Consider the following 19,654-nt stretch of genomic DNA (forward strand, 5'->3'; position numbering starts at 1 on the left):
GGATACGTGAGCGAAACAGCCTTGCCTAAAGATGAAGCTCAGCCGGCGCTCGAAGTGCCGGTCGAGACACCGGTCACTGCGCCACGCCGTGGCAATGGCCTGGCAATCGTTGCCCTGTTGCTCGGCGCTGCCGGCGTTGCTGCCGGCGGATGGGGGCTCTGGCAGGTCCGTGCCCTGCAAGCGAACAGCCAGCAGCAGTCGGGCCAGGTGCAGACCCTGGACGATCAGGCCCAGACCCTGAAGCAAAGCCAGTTGCAACTGGCGGCCCGCCTGGCGCAACTGCCGGGTGCGGATGAGCTGGAAGAGCGCCGCCGTCTGGTCGCCCAGTTGCAGGGTGATCAGCAGCGCCTGAGCCAGCGCCTGGAGACCGTTCTCGGCGCCAGTCGCCAGGACTGGCGACTGGCCGAAGCCGAACACCTGATCCGCCTGGCGAGCCTGCGTTTGTCTGCCCTGCAAGACATCAACAGTGCCCAGGCGCTGGTGCAGGGTGCCGATGAGATCCTTCGTGAGCAGAGCGATCCGGGTGCATACGCTGCCCGCGAGCAATTGGCCAAGAGCCTGGTGGCGTTGCGCAGCACCGAGCAGCCGGACCGTACCGGGCTGTACCTGCAATTGGCGGCGTTGCGTGATCAGGTCGTGCAACTGGCGGCCATTGCACCGGAGTATCAATTGACTGAACCGGCTTCAGAGGGCCGGCCAACCACCGATACGGAAAACCGCTGGAGCCAGTGGTGGGAACAGATTTCCCGCTACTTCCGCATCGACTTCAACCCCGATGACAACATTCGCCCGCTGCTGGCAGGTCAAGGTCTGAATCAGGTACGCCTGGCCCTGAGCCTTGCGCTTGAGCAGGCGCAATGGGCCGCGCTCAATGGCGAGACAGCGGTATACAGCCGCTCGCTGGGTGAGGCACGCAGTGTCTTGCAGGACAACTTCAACCAGGACAACCCGCAAAGCAAGGCGATGCTGGCGCGGATCGCCGAGCTTGAGCCCAAGGCTGTCTCGGTGGTGACGCCGGACCTGGCCGCGAGTCTTGCCGCCGTGCAGGCTTACCTTGACCGTCGTCATCTGTCCGCCAGTGAAGCCAAGGCGGCAGCAGGCGCGCCAGCGACTCAGGAGTAGAGCCGATGAAGCGTTTCTATGTGATCCTGGTCCTGGCCATTGCAATCGCCCTGGCCCTGGCGGTGGGTATTTCGAAACACACCGGCTACGTGCTGATTACCTATCCCCACGTACTGCATTACGAGTCGAGCCTGTGGGCTTCGCTGGTGGCGGTATTCGTGGTCGGGCTGGCGGTTTATCTGCTGCGTGTCCTGCTGGGCCTGGTGACCACCTCCGGTGGCGTGGTCAACCCCTGGTCGCGGCGTAACCGCAGCCGCCGCGTACAGATCGCGATCGAGCAAGGCCAGATGGACCTCGCCGAAGGGCGTTGGGCCAGCGCCGAACGCCACCTGCATCGCGCCGCAGAGGCCGAGCGTCAACCGTTGCTCTACTACCTCGGCGCCGCGCGCGCCGCCAACGAGCAGGGGCGGTATGAAGAGTCCGACGGCTTGCTGGAGCGGGCGCTGGAGCGTCAGCCCCAGGCAGAGCTGGCGGTTGCGTTGAGCCATGCGCAATTGCAACTGGACCGTGGCGACACGGATGGTGCCTTGACCACCCTGTCGGCCATGCACGAACGCCATCCTCATAATGCCCAGGTGTTGCGTCAGTTACAGCGCTTGCACCAGCAGCGGAGTGACTGGTCGTCGGTGATCCGGCTGATGCCGGAGTTGCGCAAGGACAAGGTCTTGCCGGCGTCCGAACTGGCTGAGCTCGAGCGCCGTGCCTGGGGTGAAAACCTCACATTGGCAGCCCAGCGCGAAGAGCAGGGCGAGGCGGGTTTGCAGTCCTTGGAGCGGGCCTGGCAGCAACTGACCTCGGCCCAGCGTCAAGAGCCGCAATTGGTGCTGGCCTACGCCGAACAACTGCGTCAGTTGGGCGCCGAAGCCAAGGCCGAGGAAGTGCTGCGCGGCGCTATCAAGCGCGGCTACGACAGCCATCTGATCCGGTTGTACGGTCTATTGCGTGGCAGTGATTCAGCCAAGCAATTGAAGTTCGCCGAAGGCTGGCTGAAAGATCATCCGGGCGACGCCAGCTTGCTGCTGACCCTGGGCCGTTTGTGCCTGCAGAACAGTCTCTGGGGCAAAGCGCGGGATTACCTGGAAAGCAGCCTACAGGTGCAGCGCAACCCTGAAGCCTGCGCAGAGTTGGCGCGTTTGTTGGCCCAGATGGGGGACACTGAGCGTAGCAACCAGTTGTTCCAGGAGGGCCTGGGTCTGTTGGATAACCGCCTGCTGGCATCGCCCCTGCCCGTACCTGCCCGCGTCTGAAGTAGGAAGGTGTCGAGGGTTGGCTCAGATGATTCTGATCGTCAGCCCTCTTGATCGGCCTGAATGCCGGGTTTAATGGGGTTTGCAGTAAATTCCTACGAAGGCTCCCGTAAAGTCGTCCGCGTTCTGACGGGATATCCTGACGTTCTCGCGGAATAGTCTGGTCTGGTGCGTATTGAAAGCGGTCCGGCCTTTCCTCTACCGTAGCGACCTATCTTTCGCGGTGCGGATAAAGCATGTCTTTGGCCCCTTCACGCTCCTTGTTTTTCCTGGCGTTCCTGGCGGGTACGCTGACCTTGGGTGCCTCCTTCTACCTTGAGTTCGGTGCGTCGTTGCGGCCGTGCTTCCTGTGCCAGTTGCAACGGGCTCTGTTGGCTGCCTTTACGCTGACCAATCTGGTCGCCGCACTTCATAACCCCAAGCGCTCCACCGCCTACCTTTACGGGCTGGCGAGTATGATGTGTGCGCTGTTCGGAGCGATTACCGCCGTGCGCCAGGTGCTGTTGCAAAACGCGGCAGCCGATCAGGCAGGGGACTGCTGGCCCAGCCTGCATTACATGATTGAAAACCTGTCGTTGTGGCAAGCGCTGCAATTGACGGTCAAAGGCACCGTTGACTGCGTGGAAATCAATTGGACGTTGTTCGACCTGAGCCTGCCCGAATGGAGCCTGCTGTTCTTCGTGGCCATGCTGGTGCTGGGGGGGATGCAGTTTTCACGGCTGCTGCTCGGTCAACGATTGCCCCTGATGAGGCCCTGAATGCAGGGCGCGAGGTGTAGGAGGGGATTAAACACTTGTATGAACTTTCTCTCCTGCGTACCTTGAAGCCATAGTCATGCGGGCATAATCTGGCCCGCACGTGTTATCGAAACCGTTTGTCAGATGCGGCCTTGTCCGGCTGACGCTTTATCCTTGAAGTGTTGCGCGGGCATCGGCGGCAGCGCCCCTATAGGGAAGAGAGATCATCATGCTGGAAAGTTGTCAGAATGCTCAGGAACGCTGGGGTGGGGTGCACAAGCTGATCGACAGCTGGTTGAAGGCACGTCACGAACTGGTTCGGGCCTTTGATGCTCTCGGCGCCAAGCCCGAGGCACTGGCGGATAGCCGTGAGCCTTTAACGGATTTTTGCGGTGTGTTGGTGGACTACGTGTCAGCCGGCCATTTTGGTGTCTATGAGCAACTGACCAAAGAGGCCGAAGCCTTTGATGATCAGCGTGGTCTGGAGTTGGCCGAAACGATTTACCCGCGCATCGATGTGATTACCGAGAAACTGCTGGCCTTCAACGACCTGTGCGATGAAGGCAAGTGCGTCGCTGAAAAATTCAAAGAGCTGGGTGGTCTGCTTCACGAGCGTTTCGAGCTTGAAGACTGCCTGATCGAAGTGCTGCACAACGCGCACAAGGAAGAGTCCGCTACCCAGGCTTGATCCTCGATAGCGATATACAAAAAACGGTGCGCATGGCGCGCCGTTTTTTATTGCCTCAGGAACGCGTGCCGAGCAATTCGATCTCGAATATCAATGGCGTATAGGGTGGAATCAACTCGCCGGCGCCGTCGGCACCATAAGCCTGGGCCGATGGAATCACCAGGCGCCATTTCGCCCCCACCGGCATCTGCTGCAACGCACTGCTCCAGCCACTGATCACACTGTCCAGGCGAAACCATTGGGGCTGTGTGCTCTGGTCAAACACACTGCCATCGGGAAGACGCCCCACGTATTTCACCTGAACCTGATCGCTGGCCGCCGGCTTGTTGCCGGTGCCGGGTGTCAGTTCGGTGAGCAGAATCCCATCGGCCAATTCGCGCACGCCTTTCAGCGCTTTTTCTTTGGTGAGAAATTGTTGCTCGGCCGCGAGTGCCTTTTCACTATGAGGGGCCTGTGCGTCTTGTTCATTTTGTGCTTCGTGACGGGCAAGAATCTGTTCGATGCGTGCGTTGTCCAGGGCTAATGGCTTGCCTTGATAGGCTTGCTTGAGGCCGTCGACCAGCGCCTGGATCTGCAGGTCGGGAACCTCCTGGCGCAGGCGCTCACCCAGGCTTGCGCCCAGGCTGTAGGCGAGGTCGTGCTGATCCTGGTCAGGGGGTTTGGGTGTTGATTGTTCGCCTGCATTGGCCATGGAAACAGCCAGGCCGAGCACGAGAAAAAGGTAACGCGACATGGGCATTCTCCCGCCGAAAGTGCGACGGATTATGCCAGCGTGAATGGGTAAAAAGTGCCGCAGATTTTCGTTATATCGATAAGAATTTTCGTACGGTGCAACGCAAGGCAAACGATACTGTCAACATGCCCTAGCGGCGGTAAGAGCAGAGGGCTAGTATGAGCCGCACCCACGTCAGCCAGGAGGTAAACCATGTCGGCCAAACAGAAGCCTGTTAATACCCCGTTGCACTTACTCCAACAACTTTCGGGCAGCCTGCTCGAACATCTGGAAAACGCGTGTTCCCAAGCCTTGGCCGATGCAGAAAAATTGCTCGCCAAACTGGAAAAACAACGCGGTAAAGCGCAAGAGAAGCTGCACAAGTCCCGCACCAAACTGCAAGACGCCGCCAGCGCCGGCAAAGCCAAGGCACAAGCCAAAGCTAAAGACGCTGTCAAAGAACTTGAGGATCTGCTGGACGCCCTGAAGGGCCGCCAAGCCGAAACCCGCACCTACATTTCCCAACTCAAAAAAGATGCCCAGGAAAGCCTGAAACTGGCCCAGGGCGTTGGTCGTGTGAAGGAAGCTGCAGCCAAGGTACTGAGCGCTCGCGCACCGGCGAAAGCAGTGGCCGCCAGCGCAGCGAAAAAGCCAGCCGCTAAGCCAGCCGCCAAACCTGCTGCTGCAAAACCCGCTGCCAAGCCAGCCGCCAAAACCGCTGCTGCAAAACCCGCTGCCAAGCCAGCCGCTAAAACCGCTGCTGCGAAACCCGCTGCCAAGCCAGCCGCTAAAACCGCTGCTGCAAAACCCGCTGCCAAGCCAGCGGCTAAATCTGCTGCTGCAAAACCAGCCGCCAAGCCAGTGGCTAAACCTGCTGCTGCGAAACCTGCTGCCAAGCCAGCGGCTAAACCTGCTGCTGCAAAACCAGCTGCCAAGCCAGCGGCTAAACCTGCTGCTGCGAAACCAGCCGCCAAGCCAGCGGCTAAACCTGCTGCTGCGAAACCCGCTGCCAAGCCAGCGGCTAAACCTGCTGCTGCGAAACCAGCCGCCAAGCCAGTGGCTAAACCTGCTGCTGCGAAACCTGCTGCCAAGCCAGCGGCTAAACCTGCTGCTGCAAAACCAGCTGCCAAGCCAGCGGCTAAACCTGCTGCTGCGAAACCCGCTGCCAAGCCAGCCGCCAAACCTGCTGCTGTAAAACCAGCACCGGCCAAGCCAGCCGCTCCGGTCGCTTCCGCTACTCCGGCAGCTTCCACCGTTCCAACTGCTCCGGCCAGCAGCACGCCTGCACCGGCAGCCTCCAGCACCACACCAACCAGCGCTTCCTAAGTGCCGGTGATCACGGCGCGCAGCTGCTGCAGCGCGTCGTGATCAAGGTTGGCGACTTGCGTCGTCAGCCCTTCAAGCCACTGCGGTTGATCCTGCTCTGCGGTCGGCCAGTCCAGCGCCAGCGCTTCCAATCGTTCCAGCAATTGCCGTTCGGCATCCAGTTCCAGGGCTTTAACCCCTTCCCGTAACGCCGCCAGTTGTTCATCTTGCTGCGCCTCGGCACGCCATTGCTTGCGCAGTTGTCGCAACGGCTCAATCACGTGTGCTTGCCAAGGCCCGGCGATCTGTTCCAGCGCCTGTATGCGCTCTGGTGTTGTCGCTACCCTGCGCTGCTCCAGCCATGCGCCACACAGCAGAAGACAGACATCGGCGCCCTGTGCCTGCCATTGCAGACAGGCGGCTTCGCACCCTGGGCGGGTGTAGGTCGAAAGGGCAAAGCTCCACAGGTCAGCGCACATATTCACACCCAAGCCAGCGGCCAACGAAGCTGGTAGACTCCGCCGCCATTATGATCCGACTTCAAAGCCTAACATTACAGCGTGGCCCGCAACGCCTTCTCGAAGGTGCCGAGCTGACCCTGCACGCCGGTCACAAAGCCGGCCTGATCGGTGCCAACGGCGCCGGCAAATCCACCTTGTTCGCCCTGTTGCTGGGCGAGCTGACCCCGGACTCCGGGGACTGCCTGCTGCCGGCTGACTGGCGCATCGCCCATATGCGCCAGGAGATCGACACCCTGGACCGCATCGCCATCGACTACGTACTCGATGGCGACCGGCACCTGCGCCAGGTACAACACGCTCTGGCCGAGGCCGAGAATGCCCAGGACGGCGCCGCCCTGGCGCGGCTGCACGCGGAACTCGACAGTGCCGACGGCTACACCGCCGATGCGCGCGCGCGCAAGATGCTTGCCGGCCTTGGCTTCACCAACGAGCAGATGGACCGCCCGGTCGCCGACTTCTCCGGCGGCTGGCGCATGCGCCTGAACCTGGCTCAGGCGCTGATGTGCCCTTCGGACCTGCTGTTGCTCGACGAACCGACCAACCACCTGGACCTCGATGCGATCCTGTGGCTGGAAGACTTCCTCAAGAGCTATCAGGGCACCTTGCTGCTGATTTCCCACGACCGGGATTTCCTCGACGCAGTGGTCGACAACATTGCCCACGTCGAACAGCAGAAAATCACCCTCTACCGTGGCGGTTACACTGCGTTCGAACGTGCCCGTGCCGAACGCCTGGCCCAGCAGCAACAGGCCTACGAGAAGCAGCAGGCGCAGCGTGCGCACATGGAAAGCTATATCGCCCGCTTCAAGGCCCAGGCCACCAAGGCCCGTCAGGCCCAGAGCCGCATCAAGGCGTTGGAGCGCATGGAGGAGTTGTCGGCGGCCCATGTCGACTCGCCGTTCGACTTCGTGTTCCGCGAATCGGTAAAGATCTCCAGCCCGTTGCTGGACCTTTCGGACGCACGCCTGGGGTATGGCGAAAAAACCATCCTGGAGAAGGTCAAGCTGCAACTCACGCCGGGTGCGCGCATTGGTTTGCTCGGACCCAACGGCGCGGGCAAGTCGACGCTGATCAAGAACCTGTCGGGAGAGCTTTCGCCGCTGTCCGGCCGCATGACCCGTGGCGAGAACACGGTGGTGGGTTATTTCGCCCAGCATCAACTGGACTCCCTCGACTCCAAGGCCAGCCCGTTGCTGCACTTGCAGCGCCTGGCGCCGACCGAGCGCGAGCAGACCTTGCGCGACTTCCTCGGTGGTTTCGACTTCCGGGGGGCGCGTATCGATGAGCCGGTGCTTAATTTTTCCGGCGGCGAGAAAGCCCGCCTGGCCCTGGCATTGATTGCCTGGGACCGTCCGAACCTGCTGCTGCTCGACGAACCGACCAACCACCTGGACCTGGAAATGCGCCTGGCGCTGACCATGGCCTTGCAAGAGTTCAGCGGTGCGGTGTTAGTGGTGTCTCACGATCGTCACCTGCTCAAGAGCACCACGGACAATTTCCTGCTGGTGGCGGATGGCAAGGTCGAAGAGTTCGACGGCGATCTGGATGACTACGCGCGTTGGCTGACCGACTACCGCGTGCGCAATGCGCCGGTCAGCAACACGCCGGTCAACCCGGACAAGACCGACAAGAAGGCCCAGCGCCAGGCTGCCGCTGCACTGCGACAGCAGTTGGCGCCGCACAAGCGCGAAGCCGACAAGCTCGAGGCCGAGCTGGGCAAGGTGCACGCGCGCCTGGCCAGTATCGAAACCAGCCTGGGCGACAGCGCTGTGTACGAAGCGTCCCGCAAGGATGAATTGCGCGACCTGTTGGCTGAACAAGCCAGGCTCAAGGTGCGCGAAGGCCAGTTGGAGGAAGCCTGGATGGAGGCCCTCGAGTTGCTGGAAACCCTGCAAGCTGAGCTGGAGGCGCTGTCCTGATGGAGGCGTTGCAGCTGCCGTTGCCGGCACAGTGGGTCGAGCCTGTATGGATCGGCGTGCAAATTCTGCTGATCCTGCTGGCCGGTTACCTGGCCCAGCGTTTTGTCGCCAAAGGCCTGACGCGCCTGGGCGAGCGCTACCCGCTGCCGCCACAGTTGCTGATGCCCCTGCGCGGCGGTTTGCGCTGGCTGATCATGGGCAGTGCGTTGATTTTCGTGTTGGGCCGCTTGGGCGTATCCGCCACGGTGCTGTGGACCGCGCTGTCGGGCTTCGTTGCCGTGGCGGCGGTGGCGTTCTTCGCCATGTGGTCGGTGTTGTCCAACCTGCTGTGCGCCATCCTGATCTTCACGGTCGGGCCGTTCCGGCTCGGTGACATTGTCGAGCTGGTGGACACCGTCGACAAACCGGGTGTGAAGGGCCGGGTCGTGGCGATCAACCTGCTCTACACCACGCTGATCGAAGTGGCAGAGGCCGGCACCGACAGCGCGATGGTGCAGGTGCCCAACAGCCTGTTCTTCCAGCGTTCGGTGCGGCGCTGGCCAGGAACGCACGTGTTTCCGGGCGACCGCTAGCATTCACATCTTGTAAAAATCTATAGCCAGCCTTCGGTCGGCGGAGTTAGCTTAAGGCTCAACGGCAAACTCCCTTCTGAGGTGTGTAATGGCACTCGATACATGGCTGGCCTTTTTCGTGGCCAGTTGGGTCATCTCCCTTTCTCCCGGCGCAGGCGCCATCGCCTCGATGTCCAGCGGCCTGCAGTACGGTTTCCTGCGGGGCTACTGGAACGCGATCGGCCTGCAACTGGGCCTGGCCATGCAGATTGCCGTGGTGGCCGGCGGGCTGGGCGCGATTCTGGCGGCATCATCGACTGCGTTCTACGCGATCAAATGGTTTGGCGTGGCATACCTGGTGTACCTGGCCATCAAGCAATGGCGTGCCTTGCCCATGGACATGGCCGACGACGCCGCCGTGCGCCCGATCGGCAAGCCGATGGCGATGATGTTCCGTGGCTTCCTGGTCAATGCCAGCAATCCCAAGGCCCTGGTGTTCATGCTGGCGGTACTGCCGCAGTTCGTGGACCCGCACGCGCCGTTGCTGATCCAGTACCTGATCCTGGGTGTGACCATGATCTGCGTCGACATGATCGTGATGGCCGGCTACACCGGGCTGGCCTCGAAAGTTCTGCGTCTGCTGCGTACACCCAAACAGCAAAAACGCATGAACCGTACATTTGCCGGCTTGTTCGTCGGTGCGGCGGGCTTCCTCGCCAGCCTGCACCGCGCCACCGCGTAAAGCCCGCCGAAAACCGGGTGGGGCCCAACAGCCCCACCCACCTGCGCGAAAAATACCCCTCCCTCCAAACACCTCATCACTTACGCCTTGAGTCAAATCCGTTAAGGCTCAACAATGTGTTACTTCGTATTTCCCTTTGAGATTCATTCATGACTGCCCCCTTTCGTTTTCTCGCCTGGCTGATGTTGCCGGCGCTGATGTCGTGCAGCTTCAACTTGCTGGCCGCGACCGCCGAGGGCGCCCCGCAAGCCCTGCATTTGCTGGACTATATTGGCGCCGACTACCCGCCCACGGTGGAGGCGGGCAAGGTGGTCGACGACTCCGAATACCGCGAACAAGTGGAGTTTCTCGGGGTGCTGCAAGGCCTGGTGGCGCAGTTGCCCGAGCGCCCGGAGCGTGCGGGGCTGGTAAAAGGCGTCGACGAACTGCTGGCAGCGGTCAGCGCCCATGAAGAAGGGGCAACCGTCGCCCGTCAGGCTCGCCAGCTGGGCGCGCAACTGGCGGTGGCCTATGAGGTGAGCCAGGCCCCGGCCATCACGCCTGACCCTACCCGCGGCGCGCCGTTGTATGCGCAGCATTGTTCGGTTTGCCATGGCGCAACCGGTGCCGGTGACGGGCCTGCCGGTGTGGGCATGACACCGCCGCCGGCCAACCTGCGCGATGCCGTGCGCCTGGATCGCCTGAGCCTCTACGCGATCTACAACACCCTCGGCCTGGGCGTTGAAGGCACCGATATGCCGGCCTTCGCCGACCAATTGGATGACCGCCAGCGCTGGGACCTGGCCACTTACATCGCCAGTTTCACCGCCGACCCTGCGGCGGCGCAGAGCGAGCAGCCGTTCAATCTGGCGGACCTGGCTCGCCAGACACCCAACGAAGTGCTGGCGGCCAGCGGTCCGGCCGCAGCCGCAACCTTCCGCGCCCAGCGTGCGCAACCGCCGCAGGTCAAGCGGGGTCCGGCGCAGTTGCTCGACTACACCGCCACCACCCTGGACAAGAGCCTCGCCGCTTTCCGCAACGGCGATCACGAACAGGCGTATGACCTGTCGGTGGCTGCTTATCTCGAAGGCTTCGAGCTGGTGGAGAGTTCCCTGGATAACGTCGACGCCAACGTGCGCAAGGACACCGAGAAGGCCCTGATGGCCTATCGGCAGTCGTTGCAGGACGGGTTGCCGGTGGAACAGGTGCAGCAGCGCCTGGACGTGGCCAAAGGCAAGCTCACCGAGTCTGCCGGGTTGCTGGGCAGCGACGGCTTGAGCTGGTCGCTGAGCTACATCTCCGGTTTGCTGATTTTGCTGCGTGAAGGCCTGGAAGCCATTCTGGTCTTGGCCGCGATCCTTGCGTTCCTGCGTAACACCGGCCAGCAATCGGCCGTGCGCAGCGTCAACGCCGGCTGGGGCCTGGCGCTGTTGGCCGGTTTGGCGACCTGGGCACTGGCGGCCTATGTGATTGACGTCAGCGGCGCCCAGCGCGAATTGCTCGAAGGCTGCACGGCGTTGTTCGCCAGTGTGATGGTGCTGTGGCTCGGTGTCTGGATGCACGACCGTCGCCATGCGGCTGCCTGGCAGGACTACATCAAGAGCAGCCTGGTGGGCGGTGGCGGGCGTTTCGGCTTTGCGATGCTGGCGTTCTTCTCGGTTTACCGCGAGCTGTTTGAGGTGATCCTGTTCTACGAAACCCTGTGGCTGCAAGCGGGTCCGGCCGGGCACAACGCGGTGCTGGCGGGTGGTGCCACGGCGCTGGTGCTGTTGGTGGGCCTGGCCTGGGTGATCCTGCGCGGTTCGGCGAAGCTGCCGCTGGCACTGTTCTTCGGCATCAACGCGGCACTGCTGTGCGCGCTGTCGGTGGTGTTTGCCGGGCATGGCGTGAAGGCGCTGCAAGAGGCGGGGATCTTCGGCACGCGGCCAGTGGCGTTCTTTGACTTTGATTGGCTGGGCATCCACGCCGACGCTTATTCATTGGGTGCACAGGCGGTGGCGATCCTGGCGATTGTGGTGCTGTATGGCCGCAGCCGTTTGGCCGAGAAGCGCCGCGTCACAGCTTAAGTGTGGAGCGGGCAAGCCCGCTCCTGCATTGATCGTGTTTGGGCTGAGTCAGTCGTTTTCGTGGGTCAGCTCCAGCACCCGGTCCACGAGTTTGTTGATGCCTGACGCCACTTCGCTGATGCGCTTGCCGAGCATGTAGGCCGGGGTGCTCACCAGTTTGCGCGCCTTGTCTTCGACGATATCGTCCACCGCGCATTCCTGGTGGGTGGCCCCCATCTTGTCGAGGGCCGCTGCCGTGTCGGCGCAGTTGCCGATGGTGCAGGTCACGCCCGGGCCGTAGATCTTCGCGGCCAGGGCCGGCGAGATGCAGATCAATCCAACGGGTTTGCCGGCTTCGGCGAACGCCTCGGCCAGTTCCAATAGCTGTGGGTTGACACTGCAACCAGCGCCTTCGACGGCGAAATTCGACAGGTTCTTGGCCGCGCCGAAACCGCCTGGCACGATCAGCGCATCGAAGTCGCTGGCGTCGGCCTCGCGAAGGTCTTTTACATCACCTCGGGCGATACGGGCCGACTCCACCAGCACATTGCGCGACTCGGGCATCTCTTCACCGGTGAGGTGGTCGATCACATGCAATTGGGCGATGTTCGGGGCAAAGCATTGGACCTGAGCGCCGCGCTGGTCCAGGCGCAGCAGGGTGATCACGCTTTCGTGGATCTCTGCGCCGTCGTATACGCCACAGCCGGAAAGGATCACTGCAATCTTTTTGCTCATGGGCATTTCTCCTGGGGTCTGGCGTTAAATGTCTACTAATTTGTCACCTGTTGCCAATGGGATCGCGCCCGGCTAGACCTAATCTAGATGTAACAAAAACAGACCGGACCAGACCATGGACTTCGTGCCTTACGCGGTTCCGTTTTTCATTGCCTTGATCGTGGTGGAGCTGCTGGCCGACCGTTGGCGCGGCGAGCGCAACTACCGGGTGGCAGACGCCATCAACAGCCTCAGCACCGGCGTGCTGTCCACCACCACAGGGCTGTTGACCAAGGGCGTGGGGCTGCTGACCTATGCCTTTGCCCTCAAGCACCTGGCGCTGATCGAGCTGTCTGCCCAGAGCGTCTGGACCTGGGTGTTCGCCTTTGTCTTCTACGATTTCTGTTACTACTGGCTGCATCGCATGGGCCACGAACGCAATATCCTGTGGGCCGCCCATTCGGTGCATCACCAGAGTGAGGACTACAACCTCAGCACCGCCTTGCGCCAGACCAGTACCGGCTTTCTGCTGAGCTGGATCTTCTACTTGCCGCTGGCCGTATTGGGCGTACCGCTGGTGGTGTTTATCAGCGTGGCTTCGCTTAATTTGCTGTATCAATTCTGGGTGCACACCCGCCATGTACCGAAGCTCGGCTGGTACGAGTGGTTCTTCGTCACGCCGTCCAACCATCGGGCCCACCATGCACAGAACGCTCTCTACATGGATCGCAATTACGGCGGGGTGTTCATTCTTTGGGACCGGCTGTTCGGCACCTTCCAGGAAGAAGACGACAACGAACCGGTGGTTTTCGGTGTGACCACACCACTGGCCAGTTGGAACCCGCTGTGGGCCAACCTGCAGTTTTATGCACAGTTGTGGAGTGACGCGCGACGTACCGAAAGCCGGTGGGACAAGGTGCGCATCTGGTTCATGCGCACCGGCTGGCGCCCGGCCGACGTGAAGGCCAGGTATCCGCTGGCCAAGCCGGACCTGAGCCAGTTCCGCAAGTTCGACGTGCCGCTGGATGCGCGCCAGCAGGTGTATATCGCCCTGCAATTTGCGGTGTACGTGGGGTTGGGCAGTTACCTGATGAATTTCGGCGAGGGGTTGCCTACGGCGGCGTTGATGCTGGGGTGGAGCGTCATGGCGCTGGGGCTGTTCGTGCTGGGCGTGGCCCTGGAGAATCGCCCGTGGGCGTTGAAGGCCGAGCTGATGCGGCTGCTGCTGAATGTGCCGCTGGTGTGGCTGGCGCCGCTGGTCGGGCTCTGGCCAGCCAGCCCGTTGGGCTGGCTGGGGGTGGCCAGTTACAGTCTGCTCAGCATAATCGGCCTCTACTGTTGCCGGGGGCGCCTTACTCGACTGGCGTCTTAGGCGTATCAGTGGGGGCGGGCACTGCGTCCAGCCGGGCTTTTGCGTCAGCGCAGGCCTGGCGCGCGATACGGGCGTTCTTCAGCCGGCGGCGCAGCCACAGGCCAAAGCCCAGCACCAACAGCGCGCCGAGCACCCACAGCTCGTACCGCTTGATGCTGCCCAGCATGCCTTCAAGCACCGCGCCGAAATGGTAGGCCGCCGCACCCAGCGCCGCTGCCCAGATGGCCGCGCCGATACCGTTGAGGATCAGGTAGCGCGCCGGCGGGTAGCCTGACAGGCCAATCGCCACGGGCATCACCGTGCGTAACCCATAGACGAAGCGGAAGCTCAGTACCCAGATATCCGGGTGCTTGCGGATATGCTCCAGTGCCCGATCACCCATCAACTGCCAGCGCGGCTTGCGCGCCAACAGTTTGCGGCCATGCTTGCGTCCCAGGAAATACCAGAGCTGGTCGCCGGCATAGCTGCCGAAGAAGGCAACGACCACCACCAGGTTGATATCCATGTACCCACGGAACGCCAGGAAGCCTGCGAGAACCAGGATGGTCTCGCCTTCGAAGAAGGTGCCCAGGAAGAGCGCAAAGTAGCCGAAGTCATGCAGAAATTGTTGAAGCATGGTCTGGGTGCTGGCGAAATGAACGCGCAGCCTACGCCTTCGCGAACATTCATGAAAGTATCGAGATGTGTCACGAAGTGAACAATTCCTACATAAACGACGAATGCGACTACAGGTCGCATCGGTAAGCACAACTGTAATTCCTTCGTCATAATGGCCGCTTATAACTGCAACGCTCGCCCGTAAATGCGGGCTCAGGAGTCTGTCGTGAGCTTTACCCCTGCCAATCGCCTGTTCCCTGCCACCCGCCTGCGTCGCAATCGTCGTGATGATTTTTCTCGCCGTCTGGTGCGTGAAAACGTTCTGACGACGAACGATCTGATCCTGCCGGTCTTTGTACTGGACGGTGAAAACCGCCGGGAAGCCGTGGCCTCGATGCCGGGTGTGGAGCGCTTGACCATCGATCTGCTGCTTGAAGAGGCGGCTAAATGGGTCGAGCTGGGGATTCCGGCGCTAGCGTTGTTCCCGTACACGCCGCCTGAACTCAAGTCCTTCGACGCTGCCGAAGCCTGGAACCCGGAAGGGATCGCCCAGCGCGCCACTCGTGCCTTGCGTGCGCGTTTCCCGGAGCTGGGGGTGATCACCGACGTGGCGCTGGACCCGTTCACCACCCACGGCCAGGATGGCATTCTCGACGAAGACGGCTATGTTCAGAACGACATCACCGTCGATGCACTGGTCAAGCAGGCCTTGTCCCACGCCGACGCGGGTGCCCAGGTGGTCGCGCCGTCGGACATGATGGACGGTCGCGTCCAGGCGATTCGCGAAGCCCTGGAGCTGGCCGGCCACGTCAACGTGCGCATCATGGCCTACTCGGCCAAGTACGCCAGCGCCTATTACGGCCCGTTCCGCGATGCGGTCGGTTCGGCCCTGAACCTGGGCAAGGCCAACAAGGCCTCGTACCAGATGGACCCGGCCAACGGCCAGGAAGCCCTGCATGAAGTAGCGGCCGATCTGGCTGAAGGCGCCGACATGGTGATGGTCAAGCCCGGGATGCCGTACCTGGACATCCTTTACCGGGTCAAAGAGGAATTCAAGGTGCCGACCTTCGTTTATCAGGTCAGCGGCGAATACGCCATGCACATGGCCGCAATACAGAATGGATGGTTGAGTGAAGGGGTGATCCTTGAATCCCTGACTGCCTTTAAACGTGCCGGGGCTGATGGCATCCTGACTTATTTTGCCGTCCGTGCCGCCCAATTGCTTAGAGAGCAACAATAGCCCTCACAGGAACACTCGATGAATACCGAAGGACTCTCCGAAGTTGCCGTAAAAGACGCTCACCCGGTGGTTGAACAAGTCACCGAGACCCCGCCGGAACTGGAGCCGGCACCGCCTGTCGCGGTGACCGAGCCACCTGCGCCGGCTCCCGTGATCGCGGTGACCAACCTGGATGACAGCAGCCTGTACATCCACCGCGAGCTGTCACAACTGCAATTCAACATCCGCGTGCTGGAACAGGCGCTGGATGAGTCCTACCCGTTGCTGGAGCGGTTGAAGTTCCTGCTGATCTTCTCCAGCAACCTGGACGAGTTCTTCGAGATCCGCGTGGCCGGCCTCAAGAAGCAGATCACCTTTGCCCGTGAACAGGCTGGCGCCGACGGCCTGCAACCGCACCAGGCCCTGGCGCGCATCAGCGAGCTGGTACATGGCCAGGTGGACCGCCAGTACGCGATCCTCAACGACATCCTGCTGCCGGAGCTGGAAAAACATCAGGTTCGCTTTATCCGTCGTCGCCACTGGACCACCAAGATCAAGACCTGGGTACGTCGCTACTTCCGCGACGAAATCGCGCCGATCATCACGCCGATCGGCCTCGACCCGACGCACCCGTTCCCGTTGCTGGTGAACAAGAGCCTGAACTTCATCGTGGAACTGGAAGGTATCGACGCCTTCGGTCGCGATTCCGGCCTGGCGATCATCCCGGCGCCACGCTTGCTGCCACGGATCATCAAGGTACCGGAAGAGGTGGGTGGGGCTGGCGACAACTATGTATTCCTGTCATCGATGATCCATGCCCATGCGGACGATCTGTTCCAGGGCATGAAGGTCAAGGGCTGCTACCAGTTCCGCCTGACCCGTAACGCCGACCTGGCGCTGGACTCCGAAGACGTCGAAGACCTGGCCCGCGCGCTGCGCGGTGAGCTGTTCTCGCGGCGTTATGGCGACGCGGTACGCCTGGAAGTGGCCGACACCTGCCCGAAACACTTGTCGGATTACCTGCTCAAGCAGTTCAACCTGGGCGAGACCGAGCTGTACCAGGTCAATGGCCCGGTGAACCTCACGCGCCTGTTCAGCATCACCGGTCTGGACAGCCACCCGGAGCTGCAATACAAGCCGTTCACTCCGCAAATCCCGAAACTGCTGCAGAACAGCGAGAACATTTTCAGTGTGGTCAGCAAACAGGACATCCTGCTGCTGCACCCATTCGAGTCCTTCACCCCGGTGGTCGACCTGCTGCGCCAGGCTGCCAAGGACCCGCACGTATTGGCCGTACGCCAGACCCTGTACCGTTCCGGCGCCAACTCGGAAATCGTCGATGCCCTGGTCGATGCCGCGCGTAACGGCAAGGAAGTCACAGCGGTGATCGAGCTGCGTGCACGCTTCGACGAAGAGTCGAACCTGCAACTGGCCAGCCGCCTGCAAGCGGCCGGCGCGGTAGTGATCTACGGTGTGGTCGGCTTCAAGACCCACGCCAAGATGATGCTGATCCTGCGCCGTGAAGCCGGCGAGATCGTACGTTACGCCCACCTGGGTACCGGCAACTACCATGCTGGCAACGCCAAGCTCTACACCGACTACAGCCTGCTGACCTCCGACGATGCCCTGTGCGAAGACGTCGGCAAGTTGTTCAGCCAGTTGATCGGCATGGGCAAGACCTTGCGCATGAAGAAGCTGTTGCACGCACCGTTCACGCTCAAGAAGGGCATGCTCGACATGATTGCCCGCGAGACCCAGTTCGCCCTCGACGGGAAACCGGCGCACATCATCGCCAAGTTCAACTCGCTGACCGATCCGAAGATCATCCGCGCGCTGTACAAGGCCAGCCAGTCCGGCGTGCGCATCGATCTGGTGGTGCGCGGCATGTGCTGCCTGCGGCCAGGCATTGCCGGGGTGTCGCACAACATCCATGTGCGTTCGATCATCGGTCGCTTCCTGGAGCACACGCGGGTGTTCTACTTCCTCAACGGTGGCGAAGAGCAGATGTTCCTCTCCAGCGCCGACTGGATGGAGCGCAACCTCGACAAGCGTGTGGAGACCTGCTTCCCGGTGGAAGGCAAGAAACTGATCCTGCGGGTGAAGAAAGAGCTGGAAAGTTATCTGACCGATAACACGCACAGCTGGAGCCTGCAGTCTGACGGTCGCTACGTGCGCAACACGCCAACCGGCAATCAGAACCCGCGCAGTGCGCAGGCGACGTTGCTGGAGAAGCTGGGTAGCCCGATTCTGGCGGTGAACTAATCAAGGTTCACCCAAATCAATGTGGGAGCGGGCTTGCCCGCGATGAGGGAGTGTCAGTCAACCCATCAGCTGACTGATCCACCGCCATCGCGGGCAAGCCCGCTCCCACATTTGTTTTTACAGGGTTCTCTGGCTCGCGTTACCGCAGGTTCAGGCTGAACCCCACCCGTGTCAGCCACTCGGCTTCCTGGGCAAAGTCTGCCTGGGTCAGCTGGTTTTCATCCAGCCAGCCGGTCGGGAAGACCACGTCCAGGCTGTCACCGTCGGCGCGCAGGGCCACCTGGGGCATCTGTTGGGTGCCACGGATATGGTGGAACAGGATCGCAAAGCGCAGCAGCACGCACAGGCGAATCAGCTTGATGCCTTCGTCACCGAACTCCGCGAATTTGTCCTTGGGGATGTTACGGCGATGGCCGCGCACCAGCAGCGCGAGCATTTGTTGGTCTTCACGGGAGAAACCGGCCAGGTCGGAGTGCTCGATCAGGTAGGCGCCATGCTTGTGGTAATGGTAGTGGGCGATGTCCAGGCCCACTTCATGCACCTTGGCGGCCCAACCCAGCAGCTCGCGCCATACGCCGTCTTCCAGTTCCCAGTCTTCGGCCACCTGGTCGAAGGCGTGCAGGGCTTTGCGCTCGACCCGGGCGGCCTGTTCCAGGTCGACGTGGTAGCGCTCCATCAATGACGTGAGCGTGCGCTCGCGTACGTCTTCGTGGTGATGACGGCCCAGCAGGTCATACAGCACGCCTTCGCGCAGGGCGCCGTCGCAGTGGTCCATGCGTTGCAGCTCGAGTGCGTCGAAGATGGCTTCGAGGATCGCCAGGCCCGCCGGGAAAATAGTACGGCGGTCGGGCTTGATGCCTTCGAAGTCGATTTTCTCGGCATCGCCCAGCTTGAACAGCTTGCGCTTGAGCCAGGCCAGGCCTTCGGCGTTCACTTCGCCACCGCCGTGACCTCCGGCCTTGAGTGCCAGGCCAATGGCGCGGATGGTGCCGGATGAGCCGATCGCTTCATCCCAGGTCAGGCGATGCAGCGCGTGTTCGATGCTCATGATCTCCAGCCGCGCCGCCGTGTAGGCCTGGGCGTAACGCGCCGGGGTGATCTTGCCGTCCTTGAAATAGCGCTGGGTGTAGCTGACGCAGCCCATCTGCAGGCTTTCCCGCAATAGCGGTTCGAAGCGCTGGCCGATGATGAATTCGGTACTGCCGCCGCCGATGTCGGCCACCAGGCGTTTGCCGGGGGTATCGGCCAGGGTGTGGGACACGCCGAGGTAGATCAGGCGCGCTTCTTCACGGCCGGAGATGACTTCTACCGGGTGCCCCAGAATCTCTTCGGCGCGGCGGATGAATTCGCCGCGGTTGCGTGCTTCGCGCAGGGCGTTGGTGCCGACGATTCGCACGGCGCCCAAGGGCATGCCGTTGATCAGTTGGGCAAAACGCTTGAGGCAATCGAGCCCGCGTTGCATGGATTCTTCGTTGAGCTGGCGCTCGTCGTCGATCCCAGCAGCCAGTTGCACTTTCTCGCCGAGCCGCTCAAGGATGCGGATCTCACCGTTCTGGGCCTTGGCCACGACCATGTGAAAGCTGTTGGAGCCCAGGTCGATGGCGGCGATCAGGGACAGATTCTTGGCTTGGGATTGCGGCATGGTTTGGGGGTCTCGGTCGATAACCTTGCCATCGTGCCACGATCGACCGCCAACGCCAACGCGTTGTGCTTCGGGAATTTTTCTGAATCGGCCTGAAGGGGATTGCTGTAGGAAATGTAGGTTGTCTTTCGGTCTTTTTGTCGGGATTTCTGACAGAGCTATAGGAGGCTTTAACTGTACCCCGTTGTTAAGACAAATCTGATTTGGCCTACAGGTTTTAGGCGACTGTTCTATTCATTTTTTTATTTAAGACTACTGTCGCTCCGGGTTCAGATGACGG

The 19,654-nt window shown here is 61.6% G+C and carries 17 protein-coding genes; 12 read left to right on the forward strand and 5 right to left on the reverse strand.

All coding sequences use genetic code 11. From position 1 onward, the window contains the following. The first annotated feature begins 6 nt into the window (after positions 1-6). From ACW9IN_RS05350 to rsd, 4 genes are all read left to right on the forward strand, one after another. Positions 7-1,122 (forward strand): uroporphyrinogen-III C-methyltransferase, encoded by a 1,116-nt coding sequence (locus ACW9IN_RS05350; RefSeq protein WP_457364888.1) that lies wholly within the window; start codon positions 7-9, stop codon positions 1,120-1,122. A gap of 5 nt (positions 1,123-1,127) precedes the next feature. Then, positions 1,128-2,369 carry a heme biosynthesis HemY N-terminal domain-containing protein gene (locus tag ACW9IN_RS05355; protein WP_457364889.1) on the forward strand — a complete coding sequence of 414 codons (1,242 nt, stop codon included), beginning with the start codon at positions 1,128-1,130 and terminating at the stop codon, positions 2,367-2,369. A 236-nt stretch (positions 2,370-2,605) separates the two neighbouring features. Beyond that, positions 2,606-3,127 (forward strand): disulfide bond formation protein B, encoded by a 522-nt coding sequence (locus ACW9IN_RS05360; protein ID WP_457364890.1) that lies wholly within the window; start codon positions 2,606-2,608, stop codon positions 3,125-3,127. 208 nt (positions 3,128-3,335) lie between these two features. After that, positions 3,336-3,794: a sigma D regulator gene (rsd, locus tag ACW9IN_RS05365; protein ID WP_457364891.1), complete on the forward strand. Its 459-nt coding sequence runs from the start codon at positions 3,336-3,338 to the stop codon at positions 3,792-3,794. A 55-nt stretch (positions 3,795-3,849) separates the two neighbouring features. Here the strand turns inward: rsd and ACW9IN_RS05370 are convergent, their stop codons facing one another. Continuing rightward, on the reverse strand, positions 3,850-4,527 hold the full coding sequence (locus tag ACW9IN_RS05370) for an FKBP-type peptidyl-prolyl cis-trans isomerase (RefSeq protein ID WP_457364892.1): 678 nt from the start codon (positions 4,525-4,527) through the stop codon (positions 3,850-3,852). A 192-nt stretch (positions 4,528-4,719) separates the two neighbouring features. Here ACW9IN_RS05370 and ACW9IN_RS05375 point away from each other — a divergent pair, with 192 nt between their 5' ends. Further along, positions 4,720-5,832 (forward strand): AlgP family protein, encoded by a 1,113-nt coding sequence (locus ACW9IN_RS05375; RefSeq protein WP_457364893.1) that lies wholly within the window; start codon positions 4,720-4,722, stop codon positions 5,830-5,832. On the opposite strand, the gene ACW9IN_RS05380 is transcribed toward ACW9IN_RS05375, so the two are convergent. Beyond that, positions 5,829-6,290 (reverse strand): TIGR02444 family protein, encoded by a 462-nt coding sequence (locus tag ACW9IN_RS05380; RefSeq protein WP_457364894.1) that lies wholly within the window; start codon positions 6,288-6,290, stop codon positions 5,829-5,831. The two genes, ACW9IN_RS05375 and ACW9IN_RS05380, sit on opposite strands and share 4 nt — an antisense overlap. A 50-nt stretch (positions 6,291-6,340) precedes the next feature. Here ACW9IN_RS05380 and ACW9IN_RS05385 point away from each other — a divergent pair, with 50 nt between their 5' ends. From ACW9IN_RS05385 to ACW9IN_RS05400, 4 genes are all read left to right on the forward strand, one after another. After that, on the forward strand, positions 6,341-8,251 hold the full coding sequence (locus tag ACW9IN_RS05385; protein ID WP_457364895.1) for an ATP-binding cassette domain-containing protein: 1,911 nt from the start codon (positions 6,341-6,343) through the stop codon (positions 8,249-8,251). Further along, a complete protein-coding gene (locus tag ACW9IN_RS05390; RefSeq protein WP_348058798.1) occupies positions 8,251-8,823 on the forward strand; it encodes a mechanosensitive ion channel family protein in 573 nt (190 codons plus the stop codon). Before ACW9IN_RS05385 ends, ACW9IN_RS05390 begins: the two co-directional genes overlap by 1 nt. Before the next feature lie 88 nt (positions 8,824-8,911). Beyond that, a complete protein-coding gene (locus ACW9IN_RS05395) occupies positions 8,912-9,544 on the forward strand; it encodes a LysE family transporter (protein WP_457364896.1) in 633 nt (210 codons plus the stop codon). Positions 9,545-9,693: 149 nt separating this feature from the next. After that, complete coding sequence (locus ACW9IN_RS05400; RefSeq protein ID WP_457364897.1) at positions 9,694-11,589, forward strand: FTR1 family protein; 1,896 nt, start codon at positions 9,694-9,696, stop codon at positions 11,587-11,589. Positions 11,590-11,637: 48 nt separating this feature from the next. Here ACW9IN_RS05400 and elbB read toward each other — a convergent pair whose 3' ends face one another. Next, positions 11,638-12,303, reverse strand: a complete 666-nt coding sequence (gene elbB, locus ACW9IN_RS05405) for an isoprenoid biosynthesis glyoxalase ElbB (protein ID WP_457364898.1) — start codon at positions 12,301-12,303, stop codon at positions 11,638-11,640. A 115-nt stretch (positions 12,304-12,418) separates the two neighbouring features. Here elbB and ACW9IN_RS05410 point away from each other — a divergent pair, with 115 nt between their 5' ends. Continuing rightward, entirely contained in the window at positions 12,419-13,654 is a 1,236-nt protein-coding gene (locus tag ACW9IN_RS05410; protein WP_457364899.1) for a sterol desaturase family protein, read from the forward strand. On the opposite strand, the gene ACW9IN_RS05415 is transcribed toward ACW9IN_RS05410, so the two are convergent. Then, positions 13,635-14,270 carry a DedA family protein gene (locus tag ACW9IN_RS05415; RefSeq protein WP_457364900.1) on the reverse strand — a complete coding sequence of 212 codons (636 nt, stop codon included), beginning with the start codon at positions 14,268-14,270 and terminating at the stop codon, positions 13,635-13,637. The genes ACW9IN_RS05410 and ACW9IN_RS05415 overlap by 20 nt on opposite strands. 207 nt (positions 14,271-14,477) lie before the next feature. Here ACW9IN_RS05415 and hemB point away from each other — a divergent pair, with 207 nt between their 5' ends. After that, positions 14,478-15,491, forward strand: a complete 1,014-nt coding sequence (hemB, locus tag ACW9IN_RS05420) for a porphobilinogen synthase (RefSeq protein WP_457364901.1) — start codon at positions 14,478-14,480, stop codon at positions 15,489-15,491. A gap of 18 nt (positions 15,492-15,509) precedes the next feature. Next, positions 15,510-17,732, forward strand: coding sequence for a polyphosphate kinase 1 (ppk1, locus tag ACW9IN_RS05425; protein ID WP_457364902.1), 2,223 nt, complete (start codon positions 15,510-15,512; stop codon positions 17,730-17,732). Between the two features lie 139 nt (positions 17,733-17,871). Here the strand turns inward: ppk1 and ppx are convergent, their stop codons facing one another. Next, positions 17,872-19,374, reverse strand: a complete 1,503-nt coding sequence (gene ppx, locus ACW9IN_RS05430) for an exopolyphosphatase (protein ID WP_457364903.1) — start codon at positions 19,372-19,374, stop codon at positions 17,872-17,874. Between the last annotated feature and the right edge of the window lie 280 nt (positions 19,375-19,654).

The sequence above is a fragment of the Pseudomonas sp. SDO5271_S396 genome, from assembly GCF_054071795.1.

Coding starts and splice junctions, on each gene's coding strand:
- ACW9IN_RS05355 (WP_457364889.1), top strand. CDS start 1,128: ATGAAGCGTTTCTATGTGATCCTGGTCCTGGCCATTGCAATCGCCCTG.
- ACW9IN_RS05360 (WP_457364890.1), top strand. CDS start 2,606: ATGTCTTTGGCCCCTTCACGCTCCTTGTTTTTCCTGGCGTTCCTGGCG.
- rsd (WP_457364891.1), top strand. CDS start 3,336: ATGCTGGAAAGTTGTCAGAATGCTCAGGAACGCTGGGGTGGGGTGCAC.
- ACW9IN_RS05370 (WP_457364892.1), bottom strand. CDS start 4,527: ATGTCGCGTTACCTTTTTCTCGTGCTCGGCCTGGCTGTTTCCATGGCC.
- ACW9IN_RS05375 (WP_457364893.1), top strand. CDS start 4,720: ATGTCGGCCAAACAGAAGCCTGTTAATACCCCGTTGCACTTACTCCAA.
- ACW9IN_RS05380 (WP_457364894.1), bottom strand. CDS start 6,290: ATGTGCGCTGACCTGTGGAGCTTTGCCCTTTCGACCTACACCCGCCCA.
- ACW9IN_RS05385 (WP_457364895.1), top strand. CDS start 6,341: ATGATCCGACTTCAAAGCCTAACATTACAGCGTGGCCCGCAACGCCTT.
- ACW9IN_RS05390 (WP_348058798.1), top strand. CDS start 8,251: ATGGAGGCGTTGCAGCTGCCGTTGCCGGCACAGTGGGTCGAGCCTGTA.
- ACW9IN_RS05395 (WP_457364896.1), top strand. CDS start 8,912: ATGGCACTCGATACATGGCTGGCCTTTTTCGTGGCCAGTTGGGTCATC.
- ACW9IN_RS05400 (WP_457364897.1), top strand. CDS start 9,694: ATGACTGCCCCCTTTCGTTTTCTCGCCTGGCTGATGTTGCCGGCGCTG.
- elbB (WP_457364898.1), bottom strand. CDS start 12,303: ATGAGCAAAAAGATTGCAGTGATCCTTTCCGGCTGTGGCGTATACGAC.
- ACW9IN_RS05410 (WP_457364899.1), top strand. CDS start 12,419: ATGGACTTCGTGCCTTACGCGGTTCCGTTTTTCATTGCCTTGATCGTG.
- ACW9IN_RS05415 (WP_457364900.1), bottom strand. CDS start 14,270: ATGCTTCAACAATTTCTGCATGACTTCGGCTACTTTGCGCTCTTCCTG.
- ppk1 (WP_457364902.1), top strand. CDS start 15,510: ATGAATACCGAAGGACTCTCCGAAGTTGCCGTAAAAGACGCTCACCCG.
- ppx (WP_457364903.1), bottom strand. CDS start 19,374: ATGCCGCAATCCCAAGCCAAGAATCTGTCCCTGATCGCCGCCATCGAC.